Genomic DNA, 13515 nt, shown 5'->3' with positions numbered 1-13515 from the left:
CTCGCCTGTTCCTGACAACGTTGTCCATCTCTAGCCGCAGGGAATACTTGCCACCGTGACCCAAACACCTGGACATGTGCCCCGGCCCACGATGAAGGACGTCGCCGCAAGGGCGGGTGTCGGCCTGAAAACGGTCTCCCGCGTGGTGAACGAGGAGCCCGGGGTCACACCGGAGACCTCGGCGCGCGTGCAGGCCGCGATCGACGCCCTGGGCTTCCGCCGCAACGACAGCGCCCGGCTGCTGCGCACCCGCCGCACGGCGAGCGTCGGCCTGGTGCTGGAGGATGTCGCGGACCCCTTCTACGCGGCCCTCAGCCGGGCCGTGGAGGACGTCGCCCGGGCGCACGGCGCGCTGCTGTTCACCGGCTCCAGCGCGGAGGACCCGCGCCGGGAGCAGGAGCTGGTGCTGGCCTTCTGCGCCCGCCGGGTGGACGGCCTGGTCGTCGTGCCCGCCGGCGACGACCACCGCTACCTGCTGCCGGAGATAGCGGCCGGCGTGGCGACGGTCTTCGTGGACCGCCCGGCGGGCCGGCTGGACGCCGACGTGGTGCTCACCGACAACGCGGGCGGCACCCGGCTCGGCGTGGAGCACCTGATCGCCCACGGCCACCGCAGGATCGGCTTCATCGGCGACCAGCCCGGCATCCACACCGCGGGCGAGCGCCTGCGCGGCTACCGCGCGGCCATGGAGGCCGCGGGCCTGCCCGTGCGCCCCGAGTGGTACGCCATGGGGCCGACCACCCCGGAGCGGGTGCGGGCCGCCCTGGACGCCATGCTCTCCGGGCCGGAGCCGGTCACGGCGCTGCTCGCGGGGAACAACCGGGTGACGGTGACGGCGGTACGCGTGCTGTGGAACCGCCCCGACCCGGTGGCGCTGGTCGGGTTCGACGACTTCGAGCTGGCGGACGTGCTCGACCCGCCGGTCACGGTGGTCGCCCAGGACGCGCCCGGACTGGGCCGCGCCGCGGCCCAGCAGCTCTTCCGGCGGCTGGACGGCATCGCGCCCGAAGAGCCGAGCCGGGTGGAGCTGCCGGTGCGGCTGATCGCCCGCGGCTCCGGGGAGATCCCGCCGCCGCGCTGACCTGCCGGGCGGCGCCGCGTGGTTCACCGCCCGGCCAGCCCGTCCAACCCGGCCCGGCCGAGCCCGGTCCGCTCGGCGATCTCGCCGGGATCGACCGCGCCGCAGTCCAGGCCGCGCAGCAGGTAGCCGGAAAGCGCCCGCGCGGTGGCCGGCTCGTCGAGCACCGCGCCGCCCGTCCCGGCCGTGTAGGCGGCCAGGCGGGCGGCGGAGGCGTCCAGGCCTTCGCGGTAGAAGGCGTAGGTGGCCGCGTAGCGGGTCGGCAGGTGGGCGGGGTGCATGTCCCAGCCCTGGTAGTACGCGCGGGCCAGGGAGCGCCGTACGAGCCCGTAGTGCGACTTCCAGGCGGCGTGCACATGCACCGTGTCGCCGACGGGCAGGACGTTGGTGGAGCCGTCGGACAGCCGGACCCCGGTGCCCGCGGCGGCGACCTGCATGACGGCCTTGGCATGGTCGGCCGCCGGGTGGTCCATCGACTGGTGGGCGGCGCCGACCCCGCAGGCCGCGCTGTAGTCGAAGGTGCCGTAGTGCAGGGCGCTGGCGCGCCCTGCGGCGGCGTCGATGAGCCGGGGCACGGTGGCGGTGCCGTCGGGGCCGAGGATCGCCTGCGTGGTCTCGATCTGGATCTCGAACCGGAGCCGTCCCGCGGGCAGCCCGGCGGCCTGCTCGAACTGCGCGCACAGCTCGGCCATCGCGGCCGCCTGGGCGGGGAAGGTCACCTTCGGCAGGGTGAGCACCAGCCCCTCCGGCAGCGGTCCGGCGTCCAGCAGCGCGGTCAGGAAGAGGTCGAGGGTGCGGATGCCGCGGTCGCGCACGGCGGCTTCCAGGCACTTCATGCGGATGCCCGCATACGGGGGCGCGGTGCCGTCCGCCACCATGGCGGCCAGGGTCCTGGCCGCGGCCAGGGCGGCGGCGTCCTCCTCGTCGTCAGGGCGACGGCCGTAGCCGTCCTCGAAGTCGATCCGCAGGTCCTCCACCGGCTCGCGCAGCAGCTTGGCCCGTACGCGGTCGTGCACCTGGGTGGCGAGGTCCCCGGTCAGGCCGAGGACCGCGCCCAGGGCGGCGGCGTCGGGCGCATGAGCGTCGAGGGCGGCCAGCGCCTGGTCGCCCCACTCGCGGACGGTCCCGGCGGTGAAGGCGTCGGCGGGGACGTAGACGGTGTGGACGGGTTGGCGTTCCGCCGGCTCGCCGGGATAGCGGCGGGCGAGTTCGGCGTCGGTGGCGGCGAGCGACGCGCCGATCTTGGTGCGTACCGCATCGGCCAGTGTGGTCACGGCCGCCATCAGCGCCCTCCCGGCGTTCAACATTTCGTTGAATCGCAAGCTAGCCGGGGCGGGCAGGAGCGGTCAACAGGGCATCGGGCGGGACCCGGCGCCAGGGCGCGCCGAGGGCCGCCGACGCGGCCGGCCCCCGTCCGCCGGGTGGGGCGGGGCGGGGGCCGGACGGCCGGTGCGAAGGGACGCCGGGTGGGCATCAGCCCTTGCGGCTGTTGATCTCCTCGGTGAGCTGCGGGACGACCTGGAAGAGGTCGCCGACCACGCCGTAGTCGACGAGGTCGAAGATCGGGGCCTCGGGGTCCTTGTTGACCGCGACGATGGTCTTCGAGGTCTGCATGCCCGCGCGGTGCTGGATCGCACCGGAGATCCCGTTGGCGATGTAGAGCTGCGGGGAGACGGACTTGCCGGTCTGGCCGACCTGGTTGCTGTGCGGGTACCACCCTGCGTCCACCGCGGCGCGAGAGGCGCCCACGGCCGCGCCGAGGGAGTCCGCCAGCGACTCGATCAGCGCGAAGTTCTCCGCGCCGTTGACGCCGCGGCCACCGGAGACGACGATCGCCGCCTCCGTCAGCTCCGGGCGCCCCGACGACTCGCGCGCCGCCCTGGAGACGACCTTGGTGCCGCGGGCCAGCTCGCCGAAGGTCACGGCGAGCTCCTCCACGGCCCCGGCCGCGGGGGCGGGCTCCACGGGGGCGGAGTTCGGCTTGACGGTGATGACCGGGACGCCCTTGGTGACGCGGGACTTCGTCGTGAAGGCGGCGGCGAACACCGACTGCGTGACGACGGGACCGTCGGCACCGGCCTCGACGTCCACCGCGTCGGTGATGATGCCCGAGCCGAGCCGCAGCGCGAGGCGGGCCGCGATCTCCTTGCCCTCGCCCGAGGTCGGCACCAGGATCGCGGCGGGGTCGACGGCCTGGGCGGCGGCCTGCAGGGCGTCCACCTTGGGTACGACGAGGTAGTCGGCGAACTCCGGCGCGTCGGCGGCCAGCACCTTCACCGCGCCGTGCTCGCCGAGCACCTTGGCGGCCTGCTCGGCACCCGGGCCGAGGTGGACGGCGACCGGCTCGCCCAGGCGGCGGGCCAGCGTGAGCAGTTCGAGGGTCGGCTTGCGGACGGCACCGTCCACGTGGTCGACGTAGACAAGGACTTCAGCCATGGGAGTGCTCCTGCGGGAAGTGTGCGGGACGGGCTTGCGAGGACCGGCGGGGCGCCCGGAGAGCGCACTCGGACCGGGCGGACCGAGCAGGCCGCCTCAAGGCATTGCGGCGACGTTCCGGAGGCGGCCCGGCGTCCGGTCGGGAGAACCGGTCAGATGAACTTCTGGGCGGCCAGGAACTCGGCCAGCTGCTTGCCGCCCTCGCCCTCGTCCTTCACGATCGTGCCCGCGGTGCGGGCGGGGCGCGCGGCGGCCTCCTCGACGGCCGTCCAGGCGCCGGCCAGGCCCACCTCGGCCGCGTCCACACCCAGGTCGGACAGGTCCAGCGTCTCCAGCGGCTTCTTCTTGGCGCCCATGATCCCCTTGAAGGAGGGGTAGCGGGCCTCGCCGGACTGGTCGGTGACCGACACCAGCGCCGGCAGCGACGCCTCAAGCTGCTCGCTGGCCGCATCGCCGTCGCGGCGGCCGCTCACCTTGCCGTCGGTGACCTCGACCTGGGAGAGCAGCGTCACCTGCGGGACGCCCAGCCGCTCGGCGAGCAGCGCGGGCACCACACCTGCGGTGCCGTCGGTGGAGGCCATGCCGGTCACCACCAGGTCGTAGCCGATGTGCTCGATCGCCTTGGCGAGCACCAGGGAGGTGCCGATGATGTCGGTGCCGTGCAGGGCGTCGTCCTCCACGTGCACGCCCTTGTCGGCGCCCATCTGCAGCGCCTTGAGCACCGCGCCGCGCGCGTCCTCCGGGCCGATGGTGACCGCGGTGACCTCGGCGTCGTCCGCCGCCTCCGCGATCTGCAGCGCCTGCTCCACCGCGTACTCGTCGAGCTCCGACAGCAGCCCGTCCACCGCGTCCCGGTCGGTGGTCAGGTCCTCGGCGAAATGGCGGTCGCCCGTGGCATCGGGCACGTACTTGACAGCGACTACGATCCTCAAGCTCACGCCAGCTCTCCTACTGCGTTCGTCGTGCACGTCATCGTGAACAGCCCCGGACCGGGCCGCGGCACCCGGGAAAGCGCCCCGGAATGGCAGCATAGGCGCCGGTGGCGGCAGCTCCCGGACGGGGCGCGGCAACCGCCCCGAGCGAATATATTACTCGTCAGTACACAGAGCAGCGTACCCATCCGCAAGGGACTTGCACTGTGACGTGGCCGACGCCGGCGAAGCACCCCGCGGAACACCCGCGCGCAGGGCGGCAGCGCCCTGAGCTGCGGTCAGACCGCGGCGCCCAGGGCGGCGATGACGTCGGCCTTGCGGGGCTGCCCCGCCGCGCGGCGCACCACGGCACCCTGGGCGTCCAGCACCAGGACGGTCGGGGTCTTGAGCACGTTCATCCGGCGGACGAGGTCCAGGTGCGCCTCGGCGTCCACCTCGACGTGCCGGACGCCCTCGACCATGCCGGCCACCTCGTCGAGGACCCTGCGGGTCGCCCGGCAGGGGGCGCAGAACGCGGTGGAGAACTGCACCAGCGTCGCCCGCTCCCCCAGCGGCCCTCCGAGGTCCGAGGCGGTCAGCCGCTCGTCTGCGTCCCCTGCCACCCGGACCCTCCCGTTCCTGCGCCGGTGCACCAGCCCGTAGGCGGTCGCGGCGGCGAGCACGGCCAGGCAGACGATCAGACCGGTCATCCGTCCCGCACCTCTCCCGCGCCGTCGTACGGCAGACGCTGTCCGCCTGCCGCCATGGCGCCTTCCAAAGTCGTCCCTGCACGTGTCGGTGCCCACCGCGTGGGCACCTCCACACCTGCAACGCTCCAGCGTTCATGCGACCGCAATCATTCCCAAGCGCCGCCGCGCGTCCGCTTCGGTCATCATTTCAGGCATGGAGATCGATGTGCGCGGACCGCGCTTCGGCGCCGCGGTGACCACGGTGGTGCTCGCGGTCGTGCTGGTCACGGGAAGCGTCTGGCTGCTGGCCGCCCAAGCGGTCCTCTTCGCCCTGGGCGCGGCCGCCGGGGTGCAGAAGTCGCCGTACGGCTGGGTGTTCCGCACCCTGGTGCGGCCGCGGATAGGCCCGCCGCCCGCGACGGAGGACGCGGCCCCGCCCCGCTTCGCCCAGGCGGTTGGCCTGGTGTTCTCGTTGATCGGCCTGATCGGCTACGGCGCGGGTGTGCAGTGGCTCGGACTGGCGGCGACCGCCTGCGCGCTCGCGGCGGCGTTCTTGAACGCGGCCTTCGCCTACTGCCTGGGCTGCGAGCTCTACCTGCTGCTCAAGCGCGTCACGACGGCCTGAGGCCGTCCAAGGAGCGCGGCAGGGTCGCCGCCAGGGCAGTGGTGTCGGGGGCGGCGCGCAGGGCGGCGAGCGCCGGTGCGACGGGGGCGGCGTACACCAGGGGGTAGGTGGTCTCGCCCAGTGCGGGCCGCACCGGGAAGGCCAGTTGCTCGGCGTCGAGGCGGAACTGCGCGTCCACGCCTGGCTTGTTGCCCCTGGGGTCCTGCCGTACCCAGCGGGCGGTGCCGGGCAGCAGGAGGGCGACCAGACCGTGCAGCACCGGGTCGCTGCCGTCGCCCTCGGTGAGCCGCTGGTAGCACAGGCCGGCCGGGATGCCCTCGGCGCGCAGCAGGGCGGTCAGGGCGTGCGCCTTGGCGTAGCAGATGCCCGTACGGGCGGCGAGGACGTCGGAGGCACGCCAGGTGACGCGGGGGTCGCCGCTGTCGAAGGAGTGCGGCACCGCGTCGCGCACGTACACATAGGCTGCCTTCGCATATTCATGCGGTCCGCGGGCCGTTGTGCGCAGCTCCTCGGCGGTCTGCCGCACCTGCGGGTGGTCGTGGTCGATGACGTCGTCGGCGACAAGATACGCCGAGAGGTCGGCGGTTTCCGGGATGGGCTCCATGAGCGGAGCCTAGGAAACCGGCCGACCTCTCATCAATCGATTTACCTAGCTATGCATATTCATGCATCTCTTCGGCGATCGCCGCCGCAAAGGCGTCGATGTCCTGCTCCGTGGTGTCGAAGGAGCACATCCAGCGGACCTCGCCGACGGCCTCGTCCCAGAAGTAGAAGCGGTAGCGCTTCTGCAGGCGCTCGCTGACCTCCTTGGGCAGGGTCGCGAAGACCGCGTTGGACTGCACCTTCTGGGTGATCCGCACGCCGTCCACGGCGCGCACCGCGCGCTCCAGGCGGCGGGCCATGGCGTTGGCGTGGGCGGCGCTGCGCAGCCACAGGTCGCCGGCGAGCAGCGCCTCGAACTGCACGGAGACGAAGCGCATCTTGGAGGCGAGCTGCATGGACATCTTGCGCAGGTTGGGGATGCCGCGGACCCGGTCCGGGGAGAGCACGACCACGCAGTCGCCGAGCAGCAGGCCGTTCTTGGTGCCGCCGAAGGAGAGCACGTCCACTCCGGCGTCGGTGGTGAAGCGGGCCGGCGGGACATTGAGGCTCGCGGCCGCGTTGGCCAGCCGGGAACCGTCCATGTGCACGGCCATGCCGAGCTCATGGGCGTGGTCGCAGATCGCCTTGACCTCCTCGGGGGTGTAGCAGGTGCCGAGCTCGGTGGTCTGGGTGATCGAGACGACCTGGGGCTGGGCGCGGTGCTCGTCGTCGAAGCCGAAGGCCTCGCGGTCGATCAGCTCGGGGGTGAGCTTGCCGTCCGGGGTGGGCACCGGGGTCAGCTTCAGGCCGGCCATCCGCTCGGGGGCGCCCGCCTCGTCGGTGTTGATGTGCGCGGTGGCCGGGCAGATCACCGCGCCCCAGCGCTCGGTGAGCGCCATCAGGGCGGTGTTGTTGGCACCGGTGCCGTTGAACACCGGGAACGTCTGCGCGGCCGGCCCGAAGTGGCGCCGGAAGACCTCCTGGAGGTGCTCGGTGTAGGCGTCGCCGCCGTAGGCGACCTGGTGGCCGCCGTTGGCCAGGGCGAGGGCGGCGAGCACCTCGGGGTGCACCCCTGCGTAGTTGTCGCTCGCGAACCCGCGTACCTCGGGGTCGTGCCGCCGTACGGCGTCGGTGGTGGGGGGCTCGGGTGCGTCGGTCACGTCGGTCACGGTCGGGGCGTCAGCCACTTTCGGGTTCCGTTCACTTCCTCGGGGCTTTCGTTCCACACGTCCGCGATGGCGTCGGCCAGGTCGCGCACGTCGGTGAAGCCGGCGAATTTGGCGTCGGGCCGCTGGGCCCGCAGTTCATCGTGCACCAACGCCTTGATCACCAGCACAGTGGCCGCCGCTGTGGGAGCGTCGCCGCCGAGTCTGCGGAAGGAGTCGCCCATGGCGAGCGTCCACGCCTCCGCGGCGGCCTTGGCGGCCGCGTAGGCCGCGTTGCCGGCGGTCGGGGCGCTCGCGCCCGCCGCGCTGATCAGCACGTACCGCCCGCCGGGGCTGCGCAGCAGGCCGTCGTGGAAGGCGAGCGAGGTGTGCTGGACAGTGCGGACCAGCAGGTTGTGCAGCACGTCCCAGTCGGCGAGGTCGGTCTCGGGGAAGGAGCGTGAACCGCGCCAGCCGCCTACCAGGTGCACCAGGCCGTCCACCCGGCCGTCGTCCTTCTCGATCCGGGCGGCCCAGGCCCGCGTCGCCTCGGGGTCGAGCAGGTCGACGACCTCGCCGGTGACCTCGGCGCCGCTCGCTTCCCGGCGGGCCGCGTCCACCGCCTGCGCCAGCCGCTCGGGGTCGGCGTCCGCGGCCACCACGCGGCTGCCGGCCCGGGCCAGCCGTGCCAGGGCCGCGCGCCCGGCGGGCCCGGCGGCACCCGCCACCGCGACCACCGCTCCCTCGAGCCCGCCCGTGTACGTCTCGGCCGTCATCTGCGTCTCCTCGCCCGTACCGGTCACGCGGCGCCCCGCAGCGTGCTCCCGCCGGTGATGCCCTTGGTCGAGGCGATCACCTCGCGGAGCTTCTTCGCAAGGGCCTCGTAGAACATGCTGAGCGGAAACTCGTCCGGCAGCACGTCGTCCACGAGCTTGCGCGGCGGCAGGGAGAGGTCCAGGGCGTCGGGGCCCTTGGCCCACACCGAGCCGGGGTGCGGGGACAGATAAGTGGCCACGAGGTCGTAGGCGGCGAGCCAGTGGACGAGCTTGGGGCGGTCGATGCCGTCCCGGTAGAGGGTCTCGATCTCGGCGCACAGCTGGTTGGTCACCTGGGGGGCGAGCTCCCAGTCGATGTGCAGGGTGTTGTCCGTCCAGCGCACCGCGTCGTGCTTGTGCAGGTAGGCGAAGAGCAACTGGCCGCCGAGGCCGTCGTAATTGCGCACCCGCTCGCCGGTGACGGGGAAGCGGAAGAGGCGGTCGAAGAGGATCGCGTACTGCACGCCCAGGCCCATGGGGTGACCCTCGGCCTGGAGCTTGACCGCCTCCTTGAAGCTGGTCAGGTCGCAGCGCAGCTCCTCCAGGCCGTACATCCAGAACGGGGCCCGCTGCTTGATCATGAACGGGTCGAAGGGCAGGTCGCCGTGGCTGTGGGTGCGGTCGTGGATCATGTCCCACAGCACGTAGGTCTGCTGGGCCAGCTCCTGGTCGGTGACCAGGCGGGCGGCCTCCTCCGGCAGGTCGAGGCCGAGGGTCTCCACCGCGGCGGAGGTGACGGCCCGGAAGCGGGCGGCCTCGCGGTCGCAGAAGATCGCACCCCAGGTCCAGCGCTCGGGCGCCTCGCGGACGGCCACGGTCTCGGGGAAGAGCACCGCGGAGTTGGTGTCGTAGCCCGGAGTGAAGTCCTCGAAGGTGATCGGGACGAAGAGCGGGTTGTCGTACCGGGTGCGCTCCAGCTCGGCGAGCCATCCGGGCCACACCACGCGGAAGACGACGGCCTCCAGGTTGCGATCCGGGTTGCCGTTCTGGGTGTACATCGGGAAGACGACCAGGTGCTGCAGGCCGTCTCGGCGGTCGGCGGCGGGCTGGAAGGCGAGCAAGGAGTCGAGGAAGTCCGGGACGCCGAAGCCGTTGTCGGCCCAGGCGCGCAGGTCGGCGGCAAGGGCGCAGTGGTAGGCGGCGTCGTGCTCGAGCAGGGGGGAGAGCTGCTCGAGGGCGTCGAGCACGCGGCCCAGGGTGCGGGCGGCGTCCTCGCGGGAGGGGGCGCCCTCTGCGTCGAAGTCGATCGAGCCGTCCTTGCGCTGCCAGGGGCGGATGGCCTCGACCGCCTGCTTCAGCACCGGCCACTGGGGGTGCCCGAGCACACCGTCGCCGGATATACCGCCTTGTCCGGCCACCTTCGGCGTAAGAACTTCGCTCATGACCCCTCCTTCGCAAAAGAACCTGTTGCCCGGCCAGCCTATCCACGGTCCAGGCAGGGCGACAAGGAGAGCCGGTGGAGAATATCCGGCACTCCAGCCCAACAGCCGCTGTTTTTACGGCCGCCACCCCGGATGGATCGCCAGAAGTTGCGGTTTCCGTCTGCTTCTGCCTCCCTACACGCCCCGTTCAGGCGCAGGCCGGCCGTGCTTCGCCCGCCGCCGCGTCCTGGGTGGCTAGGGTGCCCGTATGGGCTTCCTCACCGTCGGGCACCGCGGGGTCATGGCCGTCGAGCCGGAGAACACCCTGCGCTCCTTCCGCCGCGCCGAGCAGGCGGGCGTCGACCAGGTGGAGCTCGACCTGCACCTGAGCAAGGACGGCGCGCTCGTCGTCATGCACGACGCCTCCGTCGAGCGCACCACCGACGGCCGGGGGCTGATCCGCGACCTGACACTGGAGGAGATCCGCGGCCTGGACGCCGGCCTCGGCGAGCGCGTGCCGGTCTTCGAGGAGGCGCTGGCGGCCGTCACCCGGCCCATCCAGGCCGAGATCAAGGACGCGGCCGCCGCAAGGGTGCTCGCCTCGGTCCTGCGCGAGCGCGGCGAGACCGGCCGGGTCAGCGTGCTCTCCTTCCACGACGAGGCGCTCGCCGAGATCCACACCCTGCTGCCCGAGGTGGCCACCGTCCTGGTGGCGAGCGACCTCGGACCGGACATCGTGCCGCGCGCACAGGCCGTCGGTGCCCGCCTGGTCTCGCTGGACCTGACCCGGATCAGCCTCGACCTGGTGCGCCGCTGCCATGCGGCGGGCATCGCGGTCATGGCCTGGACGGTCAACTCCCCGCAGGACTGGGCGCTGGCCCGCGCCTTGGGCCTGGACGGCGCAGCGACCGATCTGCCGCCTTCTCAGGGCCGGGATCTCCCCGCGGGCCTCTGAGACACGCCGCGGGTCTCTGACGGCCCCTCAGGTGCCACGCTGCGCCACGCATCGGCGACGCCACGTCGGCCGCGGGGACGCGGCAGGCAACACCGCGGACACAAAGGTCCGGCATGCGGACGGCGGGGCCAATCACGTGGACAGAGCGGGCCGCGCGGTGCCAAGGTCCCGCCATGCGTCCCTCGTTCCGGCTGTCCCCCCGGCCCGCCGCCATGGCCGCGGCCGCCCTGTTCGCCCTCGCGCTCGCCGGCTGCTCGCCCCAGGACGACGACAACTCCGCGGACGCGTCGCCGGCCACCGGTGCGAGCGCCGCGTCCGGCACCGCCACCGCGGCCTGCGCACCCGGCTCGCTGGCCACCCGCGCCGCGGGCAAGCTCACCGTCGGCACCGACAACCCGGCCTACGACCCGTGGTTCTCCGACAACGACCCGGCCAACGGCAAGGGCTACGAGTCGGCGGTCGCGTACGCCGTCGCCAAGCAGCTGGGCTACGGCCCCTCGCAGGTGGTCTGGCAGAAGGTGCCCTTCAACAGCGCCTTCGCGCCCGGCCGGAAGAGCTTCGACTTCGACATCAACCAGGTGTCGATCAGTGCCGACCGGAAGAAAGCCGTCGACTTCTCCCCCGGCTACTACGACGTGCGCCAGGCACTCGTCGCCCCCAAGGGCTCCAAGATCCTCTCGGCACACTCGCTGGCCGATCTGAAGGGCGCCAAGCTGGGCGCCCAGGTGGGCACCACGAGCCTGGATGTGATCAGGGACGTGGTGAAGCCGGCCAAGCAGCCCGCGGTCTTCCAGCGCAACGACCTGGCGGTGGCCGCGCTGAAGAACGGCCAGGTGGACGGCATCGTGGTCGACCTGCCCACCGCCTTCTACATCACAGGCGCCGAGGTCTCCGGCGCCAAGGTGGTCGGGCAGTTCGCCGGCACCGGCGGTACGCCCGAGCAGTTCGGGCTGGTGCTCGACAAGGGCAGCAGCCTGACCCCGTGCGTGTCCTCCGCCGTCACGGCGCTGCGCGCCAACGGCACCCTCGCCGCCCTGGAGAAGAAGTGGCTCTCCGACGCCGTCGACGCCCCGGTGCTCAAGTGACGCGGCTCGCGGGCGCCTTCACCGTCCGCGGGCGGGCACGCCGGAAGGCCGCGGCCGTATGACCGTCAGCGACGCCGAGCAGGGCTCCGGGCCGGGCACCAAGGGCGCCGGGTCCGCCGCCATGGGCGCGGACGCGGACGACGGGTACCGGCCCTCGGCCCGGCGTCTCGAGCGGGAGCGCTACCGGCGCGCCCGCACCCGCCGTGCCTTTCTGATCGCCGCGGTGAGCACCCTGGTGACCGCCGCCGTGCTGTACGTCCTGGTGGTCGGCTCCCCCGGCTGGGACCGCACCCGGGAGACCTTCTTCGACGCCCACTACGCCCGGACGTCCTTCCCCGACATCATGCGCGGCCTGTGGCTGAACCTGCGGCTGCTGGTGGTGTGCGGGGCCGTCGTCCTGGTCGCCGGGCTGCTGGTCGCCCTGCTGCGTACCCTGCGCGGCCCGGTGTTCTTCCCGCTGCGCGCCCTGGCGACGGCCTACGTCGACTTCTTCCGCGGGCTGCCGCTGATCATCTGCATCCTGGTGTGCGTCTTCGGCATCCCCGCGCTGCGGCTGCGGGGGGTGACCACCGACCCGGTGCTCCTGGGCGGCCTGGCCCTGTGCCTGACCTACACCGCCTATGTGGCAGAGGTGTTCCGCGCGGGCATCGAGACCGTCCACCCGAGCCAGCGCGCCGCGGCCCGCTCGCTGGGCCTGAGCAACTCCCAGGCGATGCGCTACGTGGTGCTGCCGCAGGCCGTGCGCGGGGTCGTCCCGCCGCTCCTGAACGACCTGGTGTCGCTGCAGAAGGACACCGGCCTGGTCTCCATCGGCGGCGCGGTCGACGCGGTGTACGCGGCGCAGATCACCGCGAGCGAGAAGTTCAACTACACCCCTTACGTGGTGGCCGGGCTGATCTTCGTGGTGATCACCATTCCGATGACCCGCTTCACCGACTGGGTGGCCGCGCGCATGAACCGCCGGCAGGCGCAGGGAGGAGCCGTATGAGCGCCCAGGCACCCGAATCCGGGGACGCGCCCGGACCCGCCGCCATGGAGGCGGGAGCCGCCCTGCGCAAGGAGCCCGGCCTCGCGCAGGAGCCGGTGCTGCGCGTGGAGTCGGTGCGCAAGAGCTACGGCGGCTCGCTCGTGCTGCGCGACATCGGCCTGGAGGTGCCGCCGCACTCGGTGACCGTCCTCATCGGCGCCTCAGGCTCCGGCAAGTCCACCCTGCTGCGCTGCGCCAACCTGCTGGAGGACGTCGACGACGGAGCGATCTTCCTGGACGGCGAGGAGATCACCGACCCGCGCACCGACCAGGACGCCGTGCGCCGCAGGATCGGCGTCGTCTTCCAGGCGTACAACCTCTTCCCGCACATGACGGTGCTGGACAACATCACACTGGCCCCGCGCCGGGTGCACAAGGAGCCGCGGGCGGCGGCCGAGGCGCGCGGGCGCGAACTGCTGGACCGGCTCGGCCTCGCCGACCGGGCCGGGGAGTACCCGGACCGGCTCAGCGGCGGCCAGCAGCAGCGGGTCGCCCTGGTGCGCGCGGTGGCCACCCGCCCGCGGCTGCTCCTGCTGGACGAGATCACCGCCGCCCTCGACCCGGAGCTGGTCGGCGAGGTGCTCGCGGTCGTCCGGGACCTGAAGGAGCAGGGCATGACGATGGTCGTGGCCACGCACGAGATGGCCTTCGCCCGGGAGGTCGCCGACCAGGTGTGCTTCCTGGACGGCGGGGTGGTGCTGGAGTCCGGCACGCCCCAGGAGGTGTTCGGCGCCCCGCGCCGGCCGCGCACCCGGGAGTTCCTGCGCCGGATCACCGAGGCGGGCCGGCTCTGAGCACAAGGGGCG

14 protein-coding genes are annotated in these 13515 nt (G+C 72.8%); 6 read left to right on the top strand and 8 right to left on the bottom strand.

The features are described from left to right. The first annotated feature begins 91 nt into the window (after positions 1-91). Positions 92-1081 (top strand): LacI family DNA-binding transcriptional regulator, encoded by a 990-nt coding sequence (locus BLR33_RS19545; protein ID WP_093785806.1) that lies wholly within the window; start codon positions 92-94, stop codon positions 1079-1081. A 23-nt stretch (positions 1082-1104) separates the two neighbouring features. On the opposite strand, the gene BLR33_RS19540 is transcribed toward BLR33_RS19545, so the two are convergent. The 4 genes from BLR33_RS19540 to BLR33_RS19525 form a co-directional block, all read right to left on the bottom strand. Then, positions 1105-2361 carry a DUF6986 family protein gene (locus tag BLR33_RS19540; protein ID WP_093785805.1) on the bottom strand — a complete coding sequence of 419 codons (1257 nt, stop codon included), beginning with the start codon at positions 2359-2361 and terminating at the stop codon, positions 1105-1107. Positions 2362-2551: 190 nt separating this feature from the next. Beyond that, the gene (locus BLR33_RS19535) at positions 2552-3514 is read right to left on the bottom strand and encodes an electron transfer flavoprotein subunit alpha/FixB family protein (protein WP_093785804.1); all 963 of its coding nucleotides are present in this window, start codon (positions 3512-3514) and stop codon (positions 2552-2554) included. Between the two features lie 152 nt (positions 3515-3666). Then, the gene (locus tag BLR33_RS19530; RefSeq protein WP_093785803.1) at positions 3667-4452 is read right to left on the bottom strand and encodes an electron transfer flavoprotein subunit beta/FixA family protein; all 786 of its coding nucleotides are present in this window, start codon (positions 4450-4452) and stop codon (positions 3667-3669) included. Between the two features lie 272 nt (positions 4453-4724). Next, positions 4725-5135, bottom strand: a complete 411-nt coding sequence (locus BLR33_RS19525) for a thioredoxin family protein (protein ID WP_093785802.1) — start codon at positions 5133-5135, stop codon at positions 4725-4727. 193 nt (positions 5136-5328) lie between these two features. Here BLR33_RS19525 and BLR33_RS19520 point away from each other — a divergent pair, with 193 nt between their 5' ends. Further along, the gene (locus tag BLR33_RS19520; RefSeq protein WP_093785801.1) at positions 5329-5739 is read left to right on the top strand and encodes a DUF4395 domain-containing protein; all 411 of its coding nucleotides are present in this window, start codon (positions 5329-5331) and stop codon (positions 5737-5739) included. Here BLR33_RS19520 and BLR33_RS19515 read toward each other — a convergent pair. Genes BLR33_RS19515 through BLR33_RS19500 form a run of 4 tightly spaced genes read right to left on the bottom strand, consistent with a single transcriptional unit; the run spans position 5726 to position 9663 of the window. Then, positions 5726-6343: a transglutaminase-like domain-containing protein gene (locus tag BLR33_RS19515; RefSeq protein WP_093785800.1), complete on the bottom strand. Its 618-nt coding sequence runs from the start codon at positions 6341-6343 to the stop codon at positions 5726-5728. The two genes, BLR33_RS19520 and BLR33_RS19515, sit on opposite strands and share 14 nt — an antisense overlap. Before the next feature lie 49 nt (positions 6344-6392). After that, positions 6393-7508 carry a threonine aldolase family protein gene (locus tag BLR33_RS19510; protein WP_093785799.1) on the bottom strand — a complete coding sequence of 372 codons (1116 nt, stop codon included), beginning with the start codon at positions 7506-7508 and terminating at the stop codon, positions 6393-6395. Further along, positions 7487-8242 carry an SDR family NAD(P)-dependent oxidoreductase gene (locus BLR33_RS19505; protein ID WP_093785909.1) on the bottom strand — a complete coding sequence of 252 codons (756 nt, stop codon included), beginning with the start codon at positions 8240-8242 and terminating at the stop codon, positions 7487-7489. The genes BLR33_RS19510 and BLR33_RS19505 overlap by 22 nt, the downstream gene beginning before the upstream one ends. A 23-nt stretch (positions 8243-8265) precedes the next feature. Further along, complete coding sequence (locus BLR33_RS19500) at positions 8266-9663, bottom strand: DUF6421 family protein (protein ID WP_093785798.1); 1398 nt, start codon at positions 9661-9663, stop codon at positions 8266-8268. 247 nt (positions 9664-9910) lie between these two features. Between BLR33_RS19500 and BLR33_RS19495 the strand changes: the two genes are divergently transcribed. From BLR33_RS19495 to BLR33_RS19480, 4 genes are all read left to right on the top strand, one after another. Beyond that, on the top strand, positions 9911-10597 hold the full coding sequence (locus tag BLR33_RS19495) for a glycerophosphodiester phosphodiesterase (protein WP_093785797.1): 687 nt from the start codon (positions 9911-9913) through the stop codon (positions 10595-10597). Between the two features lie 173 nt (positions 10598-10770). Continuing rightward, a complete protein-coding gene (locus tag BLR33_RS19490) occupies positions 10771-11682 on the top strand; it encodes an ABC transporter substrate-binding protein (RefSeq protein ID WP_093785796.1) in 912 nt (303 codons plus the stop codon). Between the two features lie 58 nt (positions 11683-11740). After that, on the top strand, positions 11741-12670 hold the full coding sequence (locus tag BLR33_RS19485; protein WP_093785795.1) for an amino acid ABC transporter permease: 930 nt from the start codon (positions 11741-11743) through the stop codon (positions 12668-12670). A 44-nt stretch (positions 12671-12714) separates the two neighbouring features. Further along, entirely contained in the window at positions 12715-13503 is a 789-nt protein-coding gene (locus BLR33_RS19480) for an amino acid ABC transporter ATP-binding protein (protein WP_093785908.1), read from the top strand. Positions 13504-13515: the final 12 nt, after the last annotated feature.

This window comes from Actinacidiphila guanduensis, from assembly GCF_900103985.1.
Taxonomy (GTDB): Bacteria; Actinomycetota; Actinomycetes; order Streptomycetales; family Streptomycetaceae; genus Actinacidiphila; species Actinacidiphila guanduensis.
The sequence above is the reverse complement of the archived record's forward strand: the minus strand, read 5'-3'. Positions and strand labels throughout refer to the sequence as shown.